The organism is Acrocarpospora catenulata, from assembly GCF_018476525.1.
Classification (GTDB): Bacteria; Actinomycetota; Actinomycetes; order Streptosporangiales; family Streptosporangiaceae; genus Acrocarpospora; species Acrocarpospora catenulata.
Genome location: NZ_JAHCST010000077.1, coordinates 22,291 through 42,305, shown reverse-complemented (window position 1 = coordinate 42,305; position 20,015 = coordinate 22,291). Strand labels below are relative to the sequence as shown.

Sequence of the window (20,015 nt, the reverse complement as noted above, 5' to 3'; positions counted from 1 at the left end):
CTCGGAAAGTGCCTTTCGAGTTGGTGCGGACAGGACCCTCAGCAAGTCCAATCCTTCCAGCTCAAGGCACTTTTCACGTTTAACGATCGGTTCCGGCCGCTTCCCAGGCGAAAGCCCCAGGTTAGTAAGCTGTGCGATCCGCGTCGCCGCTCTCGCGTCGAAGACCCCGATACGTTGATCCCGGCTGCGGCCCCAGGAGAAAACCCAACCCCCGTTCGAGAACCGCGCCATCACCCGCATCGGGCCACGTGCCCGTGAGATTCGCACTGCGGGTACCCGTTCAGGCCCGAGTTCAATAGCAGGACTCACGCCCAGCATGTGTAGATCCCAAGCCAGCCGTACCAAGTGCAGGTACTGCTGCTGGCCCATTTCCATGGTCGAGCCATGCTCGGCCGCCGACCTCATCCGGATTCCTGAGTTCCGAGGTGCCGTTGTAGAGCGCTCCATCAAGCGCCCTCGATTCCCCGCGTCTTTGCGACGATGGACATCAGCGCAGCGCTGGCGAATAGGCTCAGGTTGAACAGGCGTGCCGACATGATCAGAGGGTTGTATAAGGGGTTCATATTGGCTCCGACGCCTTTCGTGATTACGTCGTCGAGCCTCGTACACCTCTATAGGCCTTCTACACCGTGACTGGGGACGTCTTGGGACATCTTCAAGAGATTGTGTTGCGTCCCTCTTCCCTCTCGGCGCGTGGTGCCCCCTCGTCTCTGAGAAGCCCCCAACCACCCGATGGTGTTGAGTGGCTGAGGTCATGACGATCGCTCACTTCGGTGCGCGTCGTCCATGGTTGGGGCGATCGACGCCGTGTCCCTCCTTCGTCGGGCCTCGGCACCGAGCTCGCATGGTCAGCATGGAGATCCAGTTAAGGGTTTGCTGAAGCGGCAGCCGGCGGGCGCATCGCAGGAAGGGCCTGATCTTCCCGGGATTCAGGGGAGGCGCAGGGGCGCGGGATATGCGCGGGATGATCTTGAGAAGGGGTAGCGTCGGCCTTGGTTCTGATGCAGGTCAGAGGCAAGATGAGGGCACGTTGATCAGTGGTCTTGAAAACCGCTAGGCCGGGTGACCGGTCTCGTGGGTTCGAATCCCACGCTCTCCGCTCTACCTCCTGAAACATCGTCTGACCAGTGCATACGCCTGGATCAGATGTGGGTATCGACGACGGCCAGTCGGTTCTTGAGGCACCGCCCATGTCACCGCCGTCTACCAGGCCCGGATCATCTTCGGTTCTCCGGCACCCGGTGACGGCGAGCTCAGCGAGTTCGCCTGGTTCACGCCGGACGAACTGCCCGCGCTCCCGCTCAGCAGGTTCGCCCGCGCCCTGCTCCACGTCATCGGCCGGCTCCGACAGCTCCGTCCGGCAGACCACGCCCGCAACCAGCCAGGAACGCGGTCACTTCTTACGAATATCCCCCACCGTTCCAGCCAGCAGTGCGGTTGAAACTCACGAATGACTGCGGTCAGGACTCACGAACAAAATCAGCGGCTCCGCCGCCGGGCATGGGGCTGTCAGCCGCAGTTTGTAGGCCTGTCGATGCGTTGCGCAGCGTACGAGCTGATATTGCGTCGAGCGGGATCAAGGCTCGGATCACGAATGGTACGGATTTTCCGTGTTCCATGTCGCTATACCTCTAGGTAGGCCGCCCTTGGTGTGGAAATGCTTCGGCGCCGCACCCGGATATCGATTGCGTGTGAACGTGGTCGCCTCCTGGCCTCGCCGGGTGGGCGCTGGAAAGGTGCACAGAGGGAGATGACAGGACGCAAAGCGCTGCTGGTGGGGACGCTGCCCGGAGAGACTGCTGAGGAGGCGATGCGGGAGGCTCTGGAGCGGCTCGGGCCGCACCTGCGGCAGCTTCCGGATGGAGAAACCGGCGATCGGCGGGTCTGGGTCGTTGGGCTGATCATGAGTCTGCTTGGGCATCCGGATCTGGAAGTCGCCCGCGAAGGGGACTTCTCGGACTACAAGCACCAGCGCAACTACCGCGTCCGGCGCGGGCACAAGTTACGCGGGGACAGCCTCGATTTGGGCTATCTGCGCTGGTACGAGATCAACCGCCCGGTGTTCGATAACCTCGTTGAGGGTGACCTTGCGTTCCAGGTCGGCATCCCCGGCGATTTGGACATGACGATGTTCGCGCTCGGGCCGACCCGGATCACCGGAAACCGGCAGCCCTTCCGCGAGGCCACCGTCCGTGACATTGCGGCGATCCACGCGAAGTCGCCGTCCGACGTCGTGTTCCAGTTGGAGGTTCCGGTGGAGACGGTCTTCGTGGCGAAGGCCGGTCCGCTCGGCGGCGTCGCCGCCGCCCGCCTCACCGCCGGTCTGCACCGCACCGTCCGCGACGCGCCGACCGGCACTCGCTTCGGCATCCATCTCTGCCTCGGCGACCTCGGTCACAAGGCACTCGGCCGGCTCTCCTCGACCCGTCCACTGGTACGGCTGGCCAACGCGATCGCCGACGGGTGGCCGAGCGGGCGCACGCTGGAGTACATCCACGCACCCCTCGCCGCCGGCGACGAACCGCCGGTCACCTCCGCCCACTTCTACCAGCCACTCACCGGCCTGCGGTTGCCCTCCACCACCCGGTTCGTTGCCGGTTTCCTGCACGAGAACCGAACCGTCGACGACCAGCGCCGCCTCCTCAACACGATCGAGAAGGCCGTCGGCGGCACCGTCGATGTGGCCGCATCCTGCGGCCTCGGCCGCCGCAGCGACACCGCCGCGTACGCGACCATGGACCAAGCCCGCGCTCTGTGCGAGACCGAATAACCGCAGACCATACTTTGCAGAGGACTCTTGACAGAGAACCCTCTGCAAAGTCCTGCGATATCCAGAAGGCATTCGCTTTAATGCAATCGGTGTGACGGGAGCGTTCAAAGCGCTGATGCCGGACGCATACGAATACGGCCCGGCGGAATTCGTGCGCGCTCGCGGATGGCTGGTAGATGCGACATGACGTTTGTTTCACGGATCTCGATCGTTCAGAGCGCCAGACCCGTGCTGTCGTTCTCTTCTGCCGATGAGCGGATGCGAATGAGTTGTTCGACGCACCTCGCTACAACGTCCGCTGTTGGCGCGGGTCGGCCGTCCTGGTCAGTTCGGCGTGGGCGCGAGGAACTCGCGTGCGCCTCGTAGGCGGGTGCTCAACCGCGCTTGGGTGTTGGTGCTGTCCAGCCGCACGTCGATGGGTCCGGGGAGGCCGGTGTCGACGCGTAGCCCGGTAGGAAGAGTGGCTTGGTCGAGACCGTCCCGGCGTGCGATTAGGACTCCGAGCTCGTAGCGGCTGATGGCATCCTTGCCGGCGACGTGGTGGATCCCGGAGTACGGCGACGCGGCCAGTTCGAGTAGGGCGGAGGCGAGGTCGGTGACATGCACGGGGCATCGCACGTCGTCGGTGAAGAGGGCACCGGTAACGGCACCGGCTGCCAGTGCGTGCACGTGTCTCTCGTGCTGGGAATCGCCGTCACCGATGATCAGTGAGGTCCGGGCGATGACGGCGGTCGGTGTTATGCCCTTGATCGCCGTCTCTGCGGCGGCTTTGGCGGCACCGTATGGTGTCGTGGGATCCGGGACGTGCGTCTCGTCGTAGCGGGCCGTCGTACCGGAGAAGACCGCATCACTGGACACGTGCACAAGGCGAGCTCCTACCATTGCCGCTGCGAGGGCGACGTGCATGGCGCCCTCGGCTGTGGTTGTCCAGTCAGATTGCCGGTAGGCGGCATTGACGATCACATCAGGCCGTGCTGCGAGGATTAAGGCCGTGACGTCGTCGCGGTGGCGGATATCCAGATTCTTCCAGTTAACGTCAGCGACGGCGGGAACGCGGTTGTGGAAGGTCGCCGCGACGTTAAGACCGGAGCGCCGCGCCTGACGGGTGATTTCCAATCCGAGAAAGCCGCTGCCACCCACCACGAGAAGATCCACTCGGACACGGTAAGCCTTCCGTCCGTTTCGAGCTACGCGGCCGAGCGCTGGCATTGCGCCACGGACGTATCCGCTTCTGCCGCTTAGAAGCACTGGGTGGGAGCGTCCCGCGAAGTGACGGCAGAGGCGGAGGTCGTATGACGCGTTCCTCGTCCATCAGATGTGGCCGGTGAGGTGCTCGCTCGTGCGGATGGGAGTACGTGCGCGACCTGCATGCCCGCTTCGCCGCAACCGGTCGTCTGCTGCGGAGCAGGCGGCTATCGGCGGCGGCGGTTTCGGGCCGGGATTGGTCGAGTGGTTGCGCGGACCGCGGAGTGCAGGCCATCATCGAGGCATGATCTCCAACCGAAAGGGCGGCGACGCCCTCGTGCGTTGACCGCGCCTGCGCGGCGCTACGACGCCGCTGAACTTGTGGTCGACATTCGTCGCAAGAGCGCTCACGACCGGTGGCGGGAAGCTGTCAAGATCCGACAGGAGTGGCTTGACCACGGCCTGTCCACGCAGCCAGCCGACCGGCGGACCGCCGAACACAGCCTGACCGTGATCTACGCGAGGATTTCTCGCCCAAAGCCCCGGTTCGTATGGGTCGACTCTCCGGACCAGGCCATTCCGCTTGTCGCCGGTCTGCCCACTCTCGACCAGCTCTATGGGTGGATCCGGGATCCTCACCCGCAGGGGACACCGCCACTGGCCAGCGATCTGGCCATGGTCGCGTCCCAGCTGCGCGGCGCACTCAGCGCCGGTATCTCCCACGTCGACCCTGAACTGTCCCCGGCGCGGAAGGGCAAACACAACGAGCCCTGGCCCGAACTGCCACCGCTGAAGGCACTCGACGCCGGCGTTCCACTGGGTGTCGTACTGCACCAAGGCATCCGCACCGCACTCCACCGGAGCCTCGCGCACGGATTCCGCATGCCGATGCGTACCGCGCTGGCCGGCAGCGGGCCCGTACTGGTGTGTTGGTACGGGCAACAGGATGCGGCGTGGGTCGCTTACTACGACGCCCTGCACCGGCTCGGACTGGCCTCCTACGGGCCGGACGCACTCGACCACCTCGGCCACTGGGCCGCACTGGCGCGCTCCTGCGGCTGGTGGTGGCCCAGCGAGGACGTGTGCATCGTGGTGGATCGACCCGAACAGATCCACACTGAACCAGTCCCCGGGACCTGCCACGACGAGGTCCGGCTCCGGCGCGATGGCGTCCGTTACCGCGACGGCTGGCACCCGCTACTGGCATAACCCACTGGCCGGCCGGGACGAGACCAGTTCTCTCGTCCCGGCCCCGAGGGACAACGCCGCCGGAGTGTGGCTCGAGTCAACGCCTGGTCGTGCCGAAGGTCGCGTGCACTTCGCTATCGCAGCGGACTGTGTGGACGACAGACCGTGTTCGGATCATGCGAGAACTGTCGGTGGGCGATGACACACTCGGGGGCATGACGCTGGATACGGTCGTTCTCACCGGTGCCGCCGGGCGGGTTGGGTCCGTGCTGCGGGAGCCCTTGCGGCGTGGGTTACGGCGGTTGATCTCGGTCGATCGTGTGGCGTTGACCGCGCAGGGGCCGGGCGAGGAGGTTCGGCGGGCCGAATTGTCCGGTGTCGAGGATGTGGCGTCGGTCATCGAGGGCGCCGACGCGGTCGTGCACCTGGCCGGGGTTCCGGACGAGGCACCGCTTGCCGACCTGCTGGAGGCCAACGTTCTGGGTGCCCACCATGTGCTGGAGGCGGCACGACTGGTCGGGACGCGGCGAGTGGTGCTGGCGAGCAGCAACCGGCTGACCGGGTGTTATCCGGCCACGCGCATGGTCTCGGCGGAGATGCCACCACGTCCGGATGGGCTGTACGGCGTCAGCAAGGTAGCCGTCGAGGCGTTGGGTCGTCTGTACGCCGACAAGTTCGGGCTGGAAGTGGTGTGCCTGCGTATCGGCAGTCTCGAATCTGAGCCGAGCGAGCCACGCCATCTGGCCACCTGGCTGAGCCCGCACGACTGCGCCGGGTTCTTCTGGGCCGCTCTGACCCAGCCTGTCACCTTCGCTACGGCGTACGCGGTGTCAGCCAACACCCGCAGGTTCTGGGAGCTGGACGACCACATCGACTATCGTCCCCGCGATGACGCCGAAGCTTATGTGCACCGGATCCTCAAGGCGGATGAGTATTTCGCCGATGACCGGCTTCAGGGCGGCGAGTATGCCACCGCCGACTACACCATCCGCCACGGCCTCAATTCTTGGTCGTCCAGCACGTCGTAGCAGGTTTCCGGATCCAGCTGTCGCAGGCGGCGCTGCGGATCTTTGGCCGGTCGTGGCCTCATCATCCACGCGCGTTCGCTGCTGCATGTCGGCCCTAGGCGTCTCGATCCGCGGGATCGGAAGAGTTCGTGTAGTGGCAAAGGCGCATCAGCAACTGCTCTCGATGGGGTGAGCCACGATTGGGCCGCGCCTGCCGCCGCTGGCACCTGCATAGGAGTCGTGGCGGCGGACGGAAACGGTTTCCGCTTCGGGCGGTGCATCTTCTCCGATAAGAGATCGCGTTGCGCAGCAGAAATGTAGCGCAAGGTAGTTCGGCAGTCGCGGATTGCGGCTGGCTAAGAGAGCGCTCTCGCTCATATCGTTTCGAGGACCGGCTCGTGACGCTGGTTGTTGATGATGATTGTGAGCCCGATATGTCCTACCGGAAGCCGACGATCGAGGACGTGGCGCGCGAAGCTGGTGTGTCTCGGGCCACGGCCTCTCGGGCGATGAACAACATGCCGGGCGCCTCGGGCCTCACTCGTGCTCGCGTCGCTGAAGTAGCGGCAACCCTCGGATACCGGCCCAACCAGGCAGCGCGAGCGCTGGCCTCCGGTCGTCGGATGGTTGTTGATCTTGTCGTGGTCAACTACGACCCCGACCTGTCCTGGATCGGTAGTCACCCCTACTTCAGCCGAGTCATCGCGGGAATGATGTCCGCGCTCGACGGCAGCACCGTACATCTGCAGATCCACGTGGGCCTTATGGCGGGAGCGGCAGAGCTCATCGACACGGTCGCACGGCAGGCGACGGTCGGTGCCGTTCTGGTCAACGTCCCACCGGACCTGGCGATACGTTTCCAACGCCGCTGCCCGCGGGTGGTATCGCTCAACACCCCCGCCTCATCGGTTCCTATCGTGGAGTCGGAGAACACCGCTGGGGCTTACACCGCTGTCGGCCACCTTCACCAAATCGGCTGCCGCCGGATCGCAGCGATTCACGGTCCCTCGATAAACGCGTGCGCGAGTAGCCGAAGAGCCGGTCACCTCGGTTTGATCGGGGATGCCGGTGTGCCTGACATCGCTGCGGGCGGCGGGTTTCTACGCGAGGGTGGTTACCGCGCGGCGGCCCAGTTGCTGGCACAGCATCCCGAGGTGGATGGCCTGTTCGTGTCCAGTGATCTGATGGCCGCAGGTGCAGTGCATGCGATCACGGCCACAGGCCGCCGGATCCCGGACGACATCGCTGTGGTCGGTTTTGACGACAGCATTGCCGCAGTATGCGCGAACCCTCCGCTGAGCACGATGCGGCTACCGGTCGAGGAGATGGCCGCCGCAGCTACCAAAGCACTCTTGGACGGCGATCTTCCCTCCTCGTGGCAGAAGACTTTTCCGGTCCAGCTCATCACACGGCAGAGCACTGACCCAACGGCTGCGGCCTACACCTGACACGCATCAATGTCCGCGAACCGCCCGGGAGGCGCCGAGCGGTCTGTTTTGAGGTTCCCGCCGAAAGGCCGTCATGCCCGCGATCCCCCCGCAGTCGGCACCATCGATCCCGCTCCGCGCAGCGATCCGAGCGACCTACGTCGTGTTCGCCGGCTGTGGATTCCTCCTCGCGAGCTGGGTCGCGAGGATTCCGCAACTGCGCGATCACCTGAACATGGAGCCCGCGCAGCTCGGATGGGTGCTGCTCGGTGCCGCCGCCGGTGCGCTGGTGTCCCGGCCGTTGTCGGGGCCGATCGTCGTCCGCCTCGGTCAGCGACGGACCGTCACCATCACTGGGATCCTCGCGAGTATCGGGCTTGTCATCGTCGGTCTCGGCGATCTCACCGGTCTCGCGGTGCTGGTCGCGGGGCTGCTCGTCATCGGCTTCGCCGCCGCTGCGTGGGATGTGGCGATGAACGTCCAGGGAACCGAGGTCGAGCGCGCTCTGGGGCGGTCGATCATGCCCAGGTTTCACGCCGCATTCGCTGCGGGCACCGTCGTCGCCGCGGCGCTCGGCGCCGCCATGGTCGCACTGCAGGTACCCGTGGCGGGTCATCTCACGGGCGTCGCCGTCATCGTGGCCGTTGCCGTACCGCTCGCCGCCCGCGACTATCTCCCCGACTATCGCCAGGTCGACGACCACGTGAACGGCCCGGCTCGTGGCACACTGCGCGCCTGGAGGGAACCGAGGACCATCCTCGTCGGCCTGTTCGTTCTCGCATTCGCCTTCGGCGAGGGCGCCGCCAACGACTGGATCGCGGTTGCCCTCATCGACGATCACGGCGCTGCCGAGGCCGTCGGTGCTATCGGGTTTTCGATCTTCCTGGCGGCGGTCACCGTGGTCCGGTGGTTCGGGGCACATCTGCTCGACCGCTACGGACGGGTGCTCGTCCTCCGCGTCCTCGGCGTGACCACCATCGTCGGCCTGCTGCTGTTCATCTTCGGCCCGAATCTTCCGATCGCTTTGCTCGGTGCGGTGCTGTGGGGGATGGGAACCGCTTTCGGCTACCCCGTCGGCATGAGCGCCGGCGCCGACGACCCCAGGCACGCCGCTGCCCGCGTCACCGTCATCTCCACCGTCGGCAAGCTGGCCGCATTCACCGGCCCGCCCTTGATCGGCTGGCTCGGTAACCACGTCACCGTGCTACGTGCCCTCCTGGTCGTCGTCGTGCTGCAAGGGGTGGCCCTTCTCATCGCCGGGGCCACCAAGCCTTTGCAACCGGAACCGGACGACCCGCACCTACTCGGCCGCTGATTGCAGCTGGTTGCTGATGAGTTCCAGCAACGCGGTGTGGGTTTCCCGGTCGGCAGCCACGATGAGTCCGTCCGGACCGGTGTGCGGTGGCCGGCCGTGGATGTCGGTGACCACGCAGCCGGCGGCCTGGCACAGTGCGATTCCGCTGGCGAAGTGCACGCTGTCTCGTATGTCGCCGTCGGTGACGTACGCGGCCCGCCGGCCGGCGGCGACCCAGGCCACCGCCAGGCTGGTGGAGATGACGCGCGGGCGGAAGAGTTCAGTGAATTTCGGGTCGGCAAGGAGCCGGGCGGCTCGGAAGTTCGGTTCGTTTGAGAACGGTGGGTCGAGGTTGACGTCCGCCAGGTACGAAGCGGATGACGGGGTGAGTCGTTCGTCGGCGCCGTCGCGGCGGACGTACGCATGGGCGCCGTCCGTCCAGAACACCTCGTCGGCGAACGGATCGGCCGAGGCCGCCGCCGTGACGCCGGAGCCCACGCGCAGGGCGACGTTCACCGCGACCAGCATGTTCCGTGCGGCGTAGTTCAGCGTGCCGCACAGGGGGTCCACCAGCCACATGCGCTCCGCGCCGTCCGGGCCCGTGCGTCCGCTCTCCTCGCCTGTCACGGCATCATCTGGCCGGGCAGCGCGAATGACGTCGAGGATGGTCTTCTCCGCTTCGATGTCCGCGGCAGTGGCGAAGTCCACGGCGGATTTCGCGAAACGCGCCAAGTCTTCGCCGTACATGGCGCGCACGACAGCAGCTCCTGCTTGCGCCGCCGCCAGGGCCAATTCCTCGTCCGTGATCAACATATCCGCAGGATAAACCGGACATCGCGATCCCGCCCAGCCGGAGACCTGCGCATTTTGGTCGATGCCAAATGCGGGCAAGTCATCACCAAGAGGTGATCGGCAGGCTCTTCCTCGACAAACAGATCAACCAGTTCCTCTGGGGGGAAACATGTCGAGGACCACCCGAATTCTGCTCTCCATGGCCACCGCGGTCGCCGCGACGCTGGGTGCCGCGGGTACCGCCACTCCCGCGCGCGCGGAGATCGCCGGGCTGTGGGTATACACGGACTCCTGGTTCGAGGGCTACGAAGCCGTGCACATCGTCAACGCCCCGAACCTCAGTTCGTCCTGGTCGGACAAGTACAGCTCGATTCGGAACACGGACAACGCCGCCTGGGTGCTGTACGACGACAAGTGGTACGAGGACCGGCACTTCTGCATCCGGCCCGGGGAGTCGGTGGAATACCTCGGAGCGTCGAGGTGGAAGTTCAACGACAAGACCTCGTCGGTCAGGAAGCTGCCCACCCGCAGCTGTGAGGGGTACCCGGCGTTCTACAGCATCGGGTAACCACCTTCACTGTCGGTACCAGCGATCGGTACCGACAGCAGAGGAATTCAGCGGTGGATGTGCTCCAGGTGGAGCATCTGCTTGAGGACCGCGTCCAGTTCGGCGTCGTCGAAGATGGACTTCCAGTCGTCCTTGATGAGCTTCTGGCGGCCGTAGTCCATCGCGATCAGGCAGGCGTCGGAGAACGGGTTGTCCCCGCGCAGCCCGTTGGCCAGCGCGACCTGCACGTGCCCCATCAGCATGGCGCGGGCGGCCGGTTCCGGTACGCCGACGGTGTCGACCGTCTCGCGCAGCGCGTCGTTCAGCAGCGCGCCGATCATGCAGGCCACCACCTCGACGAGGGTCGGCTCCAGGTAGGCGAGCTGCTTGACGGTCACCCAGTGGACCTCCAGGACCGGCGCGTACATGAGCCGGATGACGGTCTCGGCGACGGCCCGCGCTTCGGTGTTGGCCGACTCGAAGGCGGCCACCACGTCCTGCGGGGCGGCGATGCCGCCGAAGGTGTCGTTCAGCTCGGCCTCGGTCCTGCGCTGGAGGAACACCGAGGGGTGACAGGGGTGGGCGACCGCGTACTCGATGTCCTCGCGGCGGTAGAGGAGGTTGGCGTACGCCGCCGCCGGGTCGAGCGTGAGCAGGACCGTGCCGGGCCGGACCTTGGGCACGACGTCCGCCGAGACGGGGCCGAGCGCGATGTCGGGCACGGCCAGGATGACCACGTCGGCGTCGGCGACCGCCACGTCGGTCTCGGTGACGGTCCGGCCGGCCGCGACGGTGCGCTCCCGGCCGGCGGGGGCGTTCTCGCAGTAGTAGACGGTGTGGTCGGTGCGCTGCAGGTTGTTGGAGATCCGCATGCCCATCTTGCCGCCCGCTCCGACGACGGCGATGGTCAGCTGCTGTTCGGTCATGTGTTCCAGCTCCTCAGGGTGTTCAGGTTGGCGGCGGTCCAGCGGTTCTCCAGGGCGCACGTGCCGGGGCTGTCGCCCTGCCACGGCAACCAGTGCTCGATGACCTGGTTGATCCCGCGCCCGGCGGGGTCGACGGTGGCCATCAGGTACGCGTAGTCGAGCAGCCCCTCGCCGAGCGGGCAGCCGGTCAGCTGGAAGCCGACCCAGCCGTCCGCGCGGGTGAAGGCGAAGTCCTTGACGTGGATGTTGCGCACCCACGGCGCGGCGCGCCGGATCGTGTCGGCCGGGTGTTCCAGGGCGGCCACGCAGTTGGCCGGGTCGAGGCAGATGCCCAGGGCGGGTGAGCCGACGGCGGCCACGATGTCCACCAGCAGGGGTGTCGGCACCTGCTCGTAGGTCTCCAGGGCGAGGGTCACCCCGGCCTGCGCGTAGCCGGGCACGCTCTCCCGCAGCAGGTCGACGGCCCGGTCGCGCTCGGACGCGGGGATCATGCTGCGCACCAGGGTGACGTCCAGCGCCTTCGCCAGGTCCAGGTAGCGGGCCAGGTGGGCTGGGGTGACGCCCCGGGTGCCGAGTTCGAGGGCGACTCCGCGCCGGGCGGCGTGCCGCCGGAGGGCGGTCAGGGCGGCGCCGTCGAAGGACTCGATGAGGGGGTAGTCGCAGATCTGGAACAACCCGGCGCCGAGGTCGGCGGTGCGGTCGACCATGGCGGCCAGGTCGAGTGGCGCCGGGTTGCTCTGGTGCCACTGCCAGAAGAAGGCGTAGGTGCTCAGGCCGATCGTCACGCCAGCGCCCCCGCCTCGTCGATCACCGATTCCAGCGCGCCGGGGTCGTGCGCGAACCGGCCGAGGAACAGGCCGTCGACCGCCCCGGCGACCCGGGTCAGCAGGCCGGGACCGGCGCTGCCGCCGTAGATCACGGTGCTGCCGGCCCGTCCGTGGCGGGCCGTTACGGCCTGCCGGAGCACCGCGCAGACCGCCGTGATGTGGTCCTCGCCCGCCGGCCGCTCGGCGCCGATCGCCCAGACCGGCTCGTACGCGACGACCACCATTCCCCCGAGCCCCTGCCGGTCGGCGGCGTGCAACGCGGAGGAGAGTTGCCTTACGCACTCGGCGGCGGCGTCCGCGGCGGGCATGCGGCGGTCCTCGCCCAGGCAAAGGACCGGGACCAGGCCGTTGCGCAGCGCCGCGGCCGTCTTGGCGGCGACGGTCGACTCGTCCTCGCCGAACAGGGCGCGGCGTTCGGCGTGGCCGACCTCGACGTACCGGGCGCCGGCCTCGCGGACCATCGCGCCGCTCACCTCGCCGGTGAAGGCGCCGGAGTCGGCCGCGCTGAGGTTCTGCGCGCCGACCGCGATCGGGGTGTCCCGGAAGGCGGCGGCGGCCGGGGCGATGGCGGGAAAGGCGGGCAGCACGAACAGCCGCGCCCCGCCGCCGCGCAGCGCCGGATGGCCGCCCAGCCGGTCGGCGACCGTACGGCACCAGCGCACGGTCTGGTCGTAGCCGAAGTACATCTTCAGGCTGACCCCGATGGTCAGGGTCACGAGGCGCTCCGGTCCTCGTACGCCGTGATTCGCCCGACCTTGCCCGCCGAGGCGGAGGTGTCGTCGAACTCGTAGGTCAGCCACTCCCTGGCCAGCCGCCGGGCCAGCTCCAGCCCGATGACGCGCTGCCCGAAGGTGAGCACCTGGGCGTTGTTGCTGAGCACCGACCGTTCCACGGAGAAGCTGTCGTGCGCGGTCACCGCGCGGATCCCGGCCACCTTGTTGGCGGCGATGGCCACGCCGAGACCGGTGCCGCAGATCAGCAGGGCCCGGTCGGCGCGCCCGGTGGCGACCAGTTCGGCCGCCGCGATAGCGACGTCCGGGTAGGGCTGCTCCGGGTCGTCCGAGACGTCGAAGACCGATTCGACCCGGTCGTTCTCCTTCAGATCCGCCTTGAGCGCCTCCTTGTAGGCGAAGCCGGCGTCGTCCGCGCCGACGACGATGCGGAGCTTGCTCATGGATGTTCCACCTTCTGTTCAGTGAGTACGGCATGCACGGCCTGGGCCACGAGGCTGAGGGAGACGGCCCCCGCGTCGGGGGTGCCGAGGCTGCGTTCGGCGTGCGGGCGGGCCCGGCCCATGCGGGGCAGCAGGTTGCGGGTGTCGTTGGCGGCCTTCTCCGCGGCCTGCGCGGCGGCGCCGAAGGCGTCGGTGGGGGAAAGACCGTCGCCGATGGCCGCGTCGTACGCCTCGGCCAGCGGGATCAGCACGTCCACCAGCGTCTTGTCGCCGACCTGGGCGCCCCCGGCGGCCTGGACGGCGTTCGCGGCGGCGTGCAGGGCGCGGGCCAGCGTGGCGGCCGACGGGCGGCCGGTGTCGCCGAGGGCCTGGCCCGCCCGCCGCAGTCCGACCCCCCACAGGGCGCCGGAGGTGCCGCCGGCCCGGTCGGCCCAGGCGTCGGCGGCGGCGACCAGGACGGTTCCGGCTCCCGCCCCCCGGTCGTGGGCCTCCCGCCCGGCGGCGGCGGCCGCGCGGGCGCCCCGCCGCATGCCGATGCCGTGGTCGCCGTCCCCGGCCACCGCGTCGATCCGGCCGAGTTCGTCGGCGTGCGCGTCGATCGTGGCCTCGACGGCGGCCAGCAGCCGGACGACGGTGGCCGCGGCCCGCCACGACTCCTCGTCGGCGGTGACCCCGGTGGTTTTTTGGACCACCGGGGTCGCTTCCTCCGCCGGGGCGGCGGTTAGGGCGGGAGTCACCACGCCCCGGCGGAAGGCCGGAGTGTCGGCCGGGGCGAGCCAGAGGCGCTCCAGCTCCTCGTCCAGCCAGGCCAGGGTCAGTGAGACGCCGGCCATGTCGAAGCTCGTGCACACCTCGCCGACCTCGGGGGCGACGGCGGTGACGCCGGCCTCCGTCAGCAGCGCGCGGACGCGGCGGTAGACGACGAACAGCTCCTCCTGCGCGACCGTGCCCAGCCCGTTGAGCAGGACGGCGACCCGCCCGCCCGCGGCCTGGGCCACGTCGCCGGGCAGTTCGGCGAGCAGCCGGGAGACCAGCAGCTCGGCCAGTCCGTCGGCGGTCGGCAGCGCGGTCTCCTCGAAGCCGGGCTCGCCGTGGATGCCGAGGCCCACGGCCATCCGGCCCGCGGGCACGGTGAACAGCGGCTCGGCCGCGCCGGGCAGGGTGCAGCCGGAGAAGGCCACGCCCATGGTGCGGGTGCGGTCGTTGGCCCGGCGCGCGAGCAGGGCGACCTCGGCCAGCGGGCGCCCCTCGGCCGCGGCGGCCCCGGCGACCTTGAAGACGACCAGGTCGCCGGCGATGCCCCGGCGCCGGTCACGCTCGGAGTCGGGGGCGCTGTAGATGTCGTCGGTCACCCTGACCGTCTCCACCGCGACGCCCGCCTCGCGCAGCCGTTCCTGGGCGGCGTCGAAGTTGAGCCGGTCCCCGGCGTAGTTGCCGTAGGTCAGCAGCACGCCCGCGCCCGCGTGCACGGCCTGGGCGACCGAGACCACCTGCTGGGCGGACGGCGAGGCGAACACGTTGCCGACCACGGCGCCGTCGGCCAGGCCAGGGCCGACCAGGCCGGCGAAGGCCGGGTAGTGCCCCGATCCGCCGCCGGTCACCACGGCGACCCGCCCGGGTGGCGTGCCGTCCCTGCGCACCACTCCGCCCGGCGCCAGCCGTACCCGGTGGTCGTGGGCGGCGGCGAAGCCCTCGATCATCTCGTCGGCGAAGACCGCCGGGTCGTTGAACAAGCGGGTCATCCGTGAGCCTCCCTGCTTCAGCGGCCGACCGGCACGGGCGGGTCGTCGCTGCCGACGCGCTCCTGCCTGCCGAGCAGCACCATGAGGACGGCCGACAGCAGCATGAACGCGCCGACCATGAAGAACGCCACCTTGTAGTCGCCGCCGTTGAGGTCGGCCAGCCACCCGGTGACATAGGGAGCCGCGAAGCCCGCGACGTTGCCCATGGTGTTGATCAGGGCGATGCCGGCCGCGGCGGCGGCCCCGGTCAGGAACTGGGTGGGCACCGTCCAGAAGTTGGGCAGCGCGGCGAAGATCGAACAGGCGGTGACCGTGAGGACCAGCACGGTCGCCGTGGGGGAGCCGGCGAACAGGGCGAGCGGGATGCTGACGGCCCCCAGTACGGCCGGGATGGCGATGTGCCCGGTGTGCACCCCGTGCCGGGTGGCGTGCCGCGTCGCCAGGAACAGCGCCAGCGCGGCGGGCAGGTACGGGATCGCGGTGATCAGGCCCTTCTGCACCAGGCCGAAGGTGACGCCGAACTGCTCCTGGAAGCCGGAGATGATGGTCGGCAGGAAGAAGGCCAGGGCGTACAGGCCGTACACGAACCCGAAGTAGATCAACGACAGGGTCCAGACCCGGCCGCTGCCGAAGGCGGCGCGCAGCGCGCCCGCGCCGTGCCTGGTCCGGCCGCTGGTCTTGCCGGCGTTCTCGGCGGCCAGCTCCGCGGTCAGCCACTCCTTCTCGTCGGGGGTCAGCCAGCGGGCCTGCTGCGGCGAGTCGACCAGGTAGAACCAGGCGATCACGCCGACGACCACGGCGGGCAGGCCGACGCCGAAGAACATGAAGCGCCAGCCGTCGAGCCCGAAGAACAGGCCGTCGTGGCTGATCAGCCAGCCGGCGAGGGGCGCGCCGAGCACCGTGGTCAGCGGCTGGGAGAGGTAGAACAGGCCGAGCACCCGGCTGCGGTAGCGTGCGGGCACCCAGAGGCTGAGGAAGAGGATCGCGCCGGGGAAGAACCCGGCCTCGGCCACGCCCAGCAGGAACCGCAGGGCGGACAGCTGCACGTACGACTGCACCCAGGTGAACAGCACGGCCACGATGCCCCAGGTCACCATGATCCGGGCCAGCCACTTGCGGGCGCCGAACCGGTGCAGGGCCATGTTGCTCGGCACTTCGAGCAGAATGTAGCCGAGGAAGAAGATGCCGGAGGCGAACCCGAACTGGGCCGCCGTCAGGCCCAGACCCTCACTCATCCCGTTCGGCCCCGCGAAGCCGATCGCGGTGCGGTCCAGGTAGTTGATGAAGAACATCAACGCGACGAACGGGACGAGCCGCAGGGTGACCTTGCGGATCGCGGACCTCTCAACTGCGCCCGCGGTGCGGGCCATCGACGTCATGGCTGTGGCATCTCCTTATCACGGCCCCCCGCAATGAACTGGTAACCCCATCGTCATGAGAATTGGTCTACCAGTCAACCGGTTGACCAATTTTTTGGTCGACCGGTTGCTAGGATTAAGCCATGGGCAACCCATCGGAGGGTCTGAGCGCCGCGCTCGGCGGCACCATCAAGAGCTCCACCGCCATGGCCGAGGTCACGCGGCGGTTGCTGGACTACATCGCCAGCGGAGCCGTCCCCGAAGGCGCCAGGCTCCCCCCAGAGCGCCAGCTCGCGACCCTCATGGGCGTCGGCCGTTCGGCTGTACGGGAGGCGCTCGCCGCCCTGGAAATCCTCGGCATTGTCACGGTACGCGCCGGCTCCGGCACCTACCTCAGCGGCAGCACCTCAGAGTTGCTGCCCCAAACCCTGTCGTGGGGCATCCTGCTGCGCTCAGAGAAGACCCGCGAGCTCATCGAGGTCCGCCACGGCCTGGAGACCCAGGCCGCCCGGCTGGCGGCGGTCCACGCCACCGAGGCGTCCCTGCGGGTGCTGGCCGGCCACACCGAGACGATGGAACAGAGCATCGACGACTTCCACCGGTTCGTGACGGCGGACATGCTCTTCCACCAGGAACTCGCCGCCGCGGCCGACAACGTGCTGCTGCGCGACATCCTGCAGAGTGTGCGGTCGCTGATCCGGGTGTGGGTGGAGCGCGCGCTCAGCGACAGCGACCACGCGAAGCTCACGCTGGCCGAGCACCGGGCGATCCTGGTCGGCATCGAGGCCCGCGACCCGGAGGTGGCGGCCGAGGCGATGAACCGCCACATGCGTAGCGCGGCGGCCCGGTTGCTGCCGACCCTGGACGGTGAGGCCTGACCCCTTCCCTATCGGGCGAACGCGTTGCGCAGGTGGCTCGGAACAGGGAGGTCGGCAGGGAGGAGAGGGTCGGGAATCGGCTCCCCCCAGGTGGTGACCAGGGGGGCGATCCCGGCCCAGAGGCCCAGTTCCGCGTCGGGGCCGTCCCCGTCGTCCGGCGGTCCCGTACGAATCTTGACGGAAGCCTCGTCGAGGGAGAGCGCCAGCAGGCTGGTGGCGGCCAGTTCCTTGCGGGTGGGACGCCGTACGTAGTCCCACTGTCCGGGCGCGCACTGCTCGGTCACCACCCGGAGCCCGGTCAGCTTCTCCTCGTCCGAGGTGACCAGCCGGGGGACGCCGTAGATCATGGCGCATCGGTAGTTGACGCTGTGCTCGAAGACCGAACGTGCGAGCACCAGCCCGTCCACATGGGTGACCGTCACGCAGACCGTCTGCGCCGGCGCTGCGACCAGGCTCCGGCTGGCGACCGATCCGTGCAGGTAGAGCGTGTCCGCAGTGGCCCCGTACACGGTCGGCACCACCATGACCGTGCCGTCCACCACCGCTCCGAGGTGGCAGACGAACCCTGCGGCCAGTACGGCGTCGAGGTCGGCGCGCTCGGACCGCTCCCGCTCCTTCATGCGCCGCAACCGTGTGCGATCGCTGGCCCCCAGCTGAGATGTCACGAAATACCCTCTTTCGGTGGATTCCGATCAGCCGTGGCCAGGATAGGGGTCAAGCCGGTCACCTCGCCCGACCCGGGGAGCCGATTCGCGTGCTTTCGCCCGGCCACCCAGAGGATTCGTCGGCGGCACCGCGCGGCGGGACGGCCTCGGCCTACGCCGTCAGGGCCGCGGCGAGCGATATGCCGTGGTGCTCCCCCTGAACACAGAACCAGGACGCGGCCATGGGCCACGTCCTGGTTGATGAGGCTTGAGCGTCAGGTGCCCTGGAAGGTCTGGGTGATCTGCCGCAGCGCGGAGGCGTGCTCCTGCGCCTTCGACTCCAGCGTCCAGGTGATCACCTGGTGGTAGTTGTCGGCCCCTTCGACCAGCGTCACCCAGTACGCCACCTTCACCCCGGAGGCGGTGCCGTGGATCTCGTACTCCAGCGCGGACGCCTGCCCGACCCGGATGCGCCGGGGAGAGGAGACCTTCGGGTCGCTCAGGTTGTTCGACATCTGGTCGATGATGATCTTCGCGTACCCGGCGAGATCCAGGTTGAAGTCGGCCTGCGGCTCGGTCAGCACCACCAGGTACTGCTCGTCGCCCGGATTGCCGAGCTGGATCTCGGCCTCGTCGTTGAGCTTCAGCGTGCGCCAGCTGTCCGGCACGGTCACCTGGCTGGAGTTGTCGGCCGCCTTGACGACCTGGCCCTCGGCCACCGGCTGGTCGGTGGCGTTCTCGGTGTTGTCCGTGGTCTCCTCGGTGGCGGCTTCGGAGCTCTCGGAGGTCGGGCTGGACGCCGTGCCACCGCCGGTCTCGCTGTCGGAGCTAACGATCACCGACACGATGACCACCGCGGCGACCACGACCACCGCGACCGCGGCCACCACCCAGCCGGTCAGCGACTTGCGCTTGGGCGGGATGGGCGGCTGTGACCCCCACTGGTTCGGATAGGCGCCCTGCGGATATCCGCCCTGACCTTGGGGTCCGCTCTGACCTTGGGGGTTGTACCCACTGCCAGGGTATCCGCCGCCTTGCGGATAGCCGCCGGGCTGAGGCTGGGGCTGGTACCCACCCGGCTGCTGCCAGGGACCCTCGTTCGGGCCCGGCTGGCCCTGGGGCTGTTGGGGAGGCCACATGAAGGGTGCCCGTCCTTTGCCGGAGTTGCGCCCGGGATGTCCGAGCATGACGTATTGATGAGCATAGAGCCTGTTGAGGTATCCCACTGAGCAGAATTACTGTCACCGTGCGACTCTTGTGACCACTGGGGCTTGGGAGCGCGACTCTTCGCCTTTACCGGGCAAATGGTAAAGATGTGCATCAGGCGTTTGACCTGCGTTTAAACCCGGATACATTGGAGGAGGCGTCGGGATTAATGCCCGGCCCAAGAAGCCGCAAGGTTCGCGCCAGCCGCCGCTCGGTGGGCCGGTAAAGCGAACGCCGACCCACCGTCTAACGCAGGCGACTCCGGGCTGACCGTCCCGCGGCGCGGTCCTTGCGAAGCTTTCGCGGCTCCTGGCCGCCCGCGGAGCCTTCTGAGCCGGAGCCCTTGGGATCCTATGACGAGCTACAGCGACGCCCTTCTTGAGATGGCCGGCTCCCAGCTGGGCTACTCGGAAGTGAACGGCGCCTCCAAGTACGGCGAATGGTTCGGTGAGAACGTCGCCAAGGAGGCCGGATACAAGAACGCCGCCTGGTGTGACATGTTCGTCTCCTGGGCCGCTCACCAGACCGGGCAGGCTGACGTCGTCGGCCAGTTCGCCTGGACGCCTGCTCATGCCCGGTGGTTCGAGAAGCAGGGGGCCTGGGGGACCACCCCCAAGCCGGGCGCCGTCGTCTTCTTCGACTGGGGCGGCTCCAAGAACATCAGCGCCATCGACCATGTCGGGCTGGTCAAGTCGGTCATCAGTCCCACCACGATCACGACGATCGAGGGCAACATCTCCAACGCGGTGGTGACCAGGACCCGTGATCAGGACACCATCGTCGGGTATGGCTATCCGGACAAGGTTCGCGAGATCCAGCAGAAGGCCGAGGCGGCCGCCCAGCCGGTCTCCGCGCCTTTCGGCCCTCCGCCCGAGCCCGTCTCCATCGGTGCCGTGCTGCTGCCGCTGGCCCTCATCGCCGTACATATGAAGCGGAGCGGCTACCTGACGAAGCTCCTGGCCCGGATACGCGGCTAGAACCCGTTTTTTCCGCACATGGCGTTTCGTTGCAGGTCAGCCCCTATCGCCGATCCGGCACCGGCGGTAATCG

At 68.2% G+C, this 20,015-nt stretch carries 18 protein-coding genes and 1 pseudogene; 8 read left to right on the top strand and 11 right to left on the bottom strand.

Annotation, left to right across the window (positions count from 1 at the left end):
• Positions 1–405 (bottom strand): annotated as a pseudogene (locus KIP79_RS41390) (hypothetical protein); the annotation flags it as partial.
• A gap of 1,345 nt (positions 406–1,750) precedes the next feature.
• Between KIP79_RS41390 and KIP79_RS41385 the strand changes: the two are divergent.
• On the top strand, positions 1,751–2,770 hold the full coding sequence (locus tag KIP79_RS41385; protein WP_214110507.1) for a hypothetical protein: 1,020 nt from the start codon (positions 1,751–1,753) through the stop codon (positions 2,768–2,770).
• A gap of 324 nt (positions 2,771–3,094) precedes the next feature.
• Here KIP79_RS41385 and KIP79_RS41380 read toward each other — a convergent pair whose 3' ends face one another.
• Positions 3,095–3,925 (bottom strand): SDR family oxidoreductase, encoded by an 831-nt coding sequence (locus tag KIP79_RS41380; RefSeq protein WP_214110506.1) that lies wholly within the window; start codon positions 3,923–3,925, stop codon positions 3,095–3,097.
• 372 nt (positions 3,926–4,297) lie between these two features.
• Here KIP79_RS41380 and KIP79_RS41375 point away from each other — a divergent pair, with 372 nt between their 5' ends.
• From KIP79_RS41375 to KIP79_RS41360, 4 genes are all read left to right on the top strand, one after another.
• Positions 4,298–5,164, top strand: a complete 867-nt coding sequence (locus tag KIP79_RS41375; RefSeq protein WP_214110505.1) for a DUF6745 domain-containing protein — start codon at positions 4,298–4,300, stop codon at positions 5,162–5,164.
• A 155-nt stretch (positions 5,165–5,319) separates the two neighbouring features.
• Complete coding sequence (locus KIP79_RS41370; protein ID WP_250214704.1) at positions 5,320–6,171, top strand: NAD-dependent epimerase/dehydratase family protein; 852 nt, start codon at positions 5,320–5,322, stop codon at positions 6,169–6,171.
• 377 nt (positions 6,172–6,548) lie between these two features.
• Entirely contained in the window at positions 6,549–7,598 is a 1,050-nt protein-coding gene (locus KIP79_RS41365; protein WP_214110504.1) for a LacI family DNA-binding transcriptional regulator, read from the top strand.
• A 73-nt stretch (positions 7,599–7,671) separates the two neighbouring features.
• A complete protein-coding gene (locus KIP79_RS41360; protein WP_214110503.1) occupies positions 7,672–8,892 on the top strand; it encodes an MFS transporter in 1,221 nt (406 codons plus the stop codon).
• Here the strand turns inward: KIP79_RS41360 and KIP79_RS41355 are convergent.
• Positions 8,878–9,684: an inositol monophosphatase family protein gene (locus KIP79_RS41355; protein WP_214110502.1), complete on the bottom strand. Its 807-nt coding sequence runs from the start codon at positions 9,682–9,684 to the stop codon at positions 8,878–8,880. The genes KIP79_RS41360 and KIP79_RS41355 overlap by 15 nt on opposite strands.
• A 148-nt stretch (positions 9,685–9,832) precedes the next feature.
• Here KIP79_RS41355 and KIP79_RS41350 point away from each other — a divergent pair, with 148 nt between their 5' ends.
• Entirely contained in the window at positions 9,833–10,231 is a 399-nt protein-coding gene (locus KIP79_RS41350) for a beta/gamma crystallin-related protein (RefSeq protein WP_214110501.1), read from the top strand.
• 47 nt (positions 10,232–10,278) lie between these two features.
• Here KIP79_RS41350 and KIP79_RS41345 read toward each other — a convergent pair whose 3' ends face one another.
• Genes KIP79_RS41345 through KIP79_RS41320 form a run of 6 tightly spaced genes read right to left on the bottom strand, consistent with a single transcriptional unit; the run spans position 10,279 to position 16,258 of the window.
• Positions 10,279–11,136, bottom strand: a complete 858-nt coding sequence (locus tag KIP79_RS41345; protein ID WP_214110500.1) for a phosphogluconate dehydrogenase C-terminal domain-containing protein — start codon at positions 11,134–11,136, stop codon at positions 10,279–10,281.
• Entirely contained in the window at positions 11,133–11,921 is a 789-nt protein-coding gene (locus KIP79_RS47925; protein WP_214110499.1) for a sugar phosphate isomerase/epimerase family protein, read from the bottom strand. The genes KIP79_RS41345 and KIP79_RS47925 overlap by 4 nt, the downstream gene beginning before the upstream one ends.
• Complete coding sequence (locus KIP79_RS41335; protein ID WP_308170173.1) at positions 11,918–12,679, bottom strand: triose-phosphate isomerase family protein; 762 nt, start codon at positions 12,677–12,679, stop codon at positions 11,918–11,920. The genes KIP79_RS47925 and KIP79_RS41335 overlap by 4 nt, the downstream gene beginning before the upstream one ends.
• Positions 12,676–13,137: a ribose-5-phosphate isomerase gene (locus KIP79_RS41330; RefSeq protein ID WP_214110498.1), complete on the bottom strand. Its 462-nt coding sequence runs from the start codon at positions 13,135–13,137 to the stop codon at positions 12,676–12,678. The genes KIP79_RS41335 and KIP79_RS41330 overlap by 4 nt, the downstream gene beginning before the upstream one ends.
• A complete protein-coding gene (locus tag KIP79_RS41325) occupies positions 13,134–14,879 on the bottom strand; it encodes a dihydroxyacetone kinase family protein (protein WP_214110497.1) in 1,746 nt (581 codons plus the stop codon). Before KIP79_RS41325 ends, KIP79_RS41330 begins: the two co-directional genes overlap by 4 nt.
• A 17-nt stretch (positions 14,880–14,896) precedes the next feature.
• Positions 14,897–16,258 (bottom strand): MFS transporter, encoded by a 1,362-nt coding sequence (locus tag KIP79_RS41320; RefSeq protein WP_214110496.1) that lies wholly within the window; start codon positions 16,256–16,258, stop codon positions 14,897–14,899.
• Between the two features lie 122 nt (positions 16,259–16,380).
• Between KIP79_RS41320 and KIP79_RS41315 the strand changes: the two genes are divergently transcribed.
• Positions 16,381–17,115, top strand: a complete 735-nt coding sequence (locus tag KIP79_RS41315; protein WP_214110495.1) for a FadR/GntR family transcriptional regulator — start codon at positions 16,381–16,383, stop codon at positions 17,113–17,115.
• A gap of 8 nt (positions 17,116–17,123) precedes the next feature.
• Here KIP79_RS41315 and KIP79_RS41310 read toward each other — a convergent pair whose 3' ends face one another.
• Together KIP79_RS41310 and KIP79_RS41305 are read right to left on the bottom strand one after the other, a co-directional pair.
• On the bottom strand, positions 17,124–17,735 hold the full coding sequence (locus KIP79_RS41310; RefSeq protein ID WP_214110511.1) for a pyridoxamine 5'-phosphate oxidase family protein: 612 nt from the start codon (positions 17,733–17,735) through the stop codon (positions 17,124–17,126).
• Between the two features lie 299 nt (positions 17,736–18,034).
• A complete protein-coding gene (locus KIP79_RS41305; RefSeq protein WP_214110494.1) occupies positions 18,035–18,898 on the bottom strand; it encodes a hypothetical protein in 864 nt (287 codons plus the stop codon).
• Between the two features lie 420 nt (positions 18,899–19,318).
• Between KIP79_RS41305 and KIP79_RS41300 the strand changes: the two genes are divergently transcribed.
• Complete coding sequence (locus KIP79_RS41300) at positions 19,319–19,942, top strand: CHAP domain-containing protein (RefSeq protein WP_214110493.1); 624 nt, start codon at positions 19,319–19,321, stop codon at positions 19,940–19,942.
• Positions 19,943–20,015: the final 73 nt, after the last annotated feature.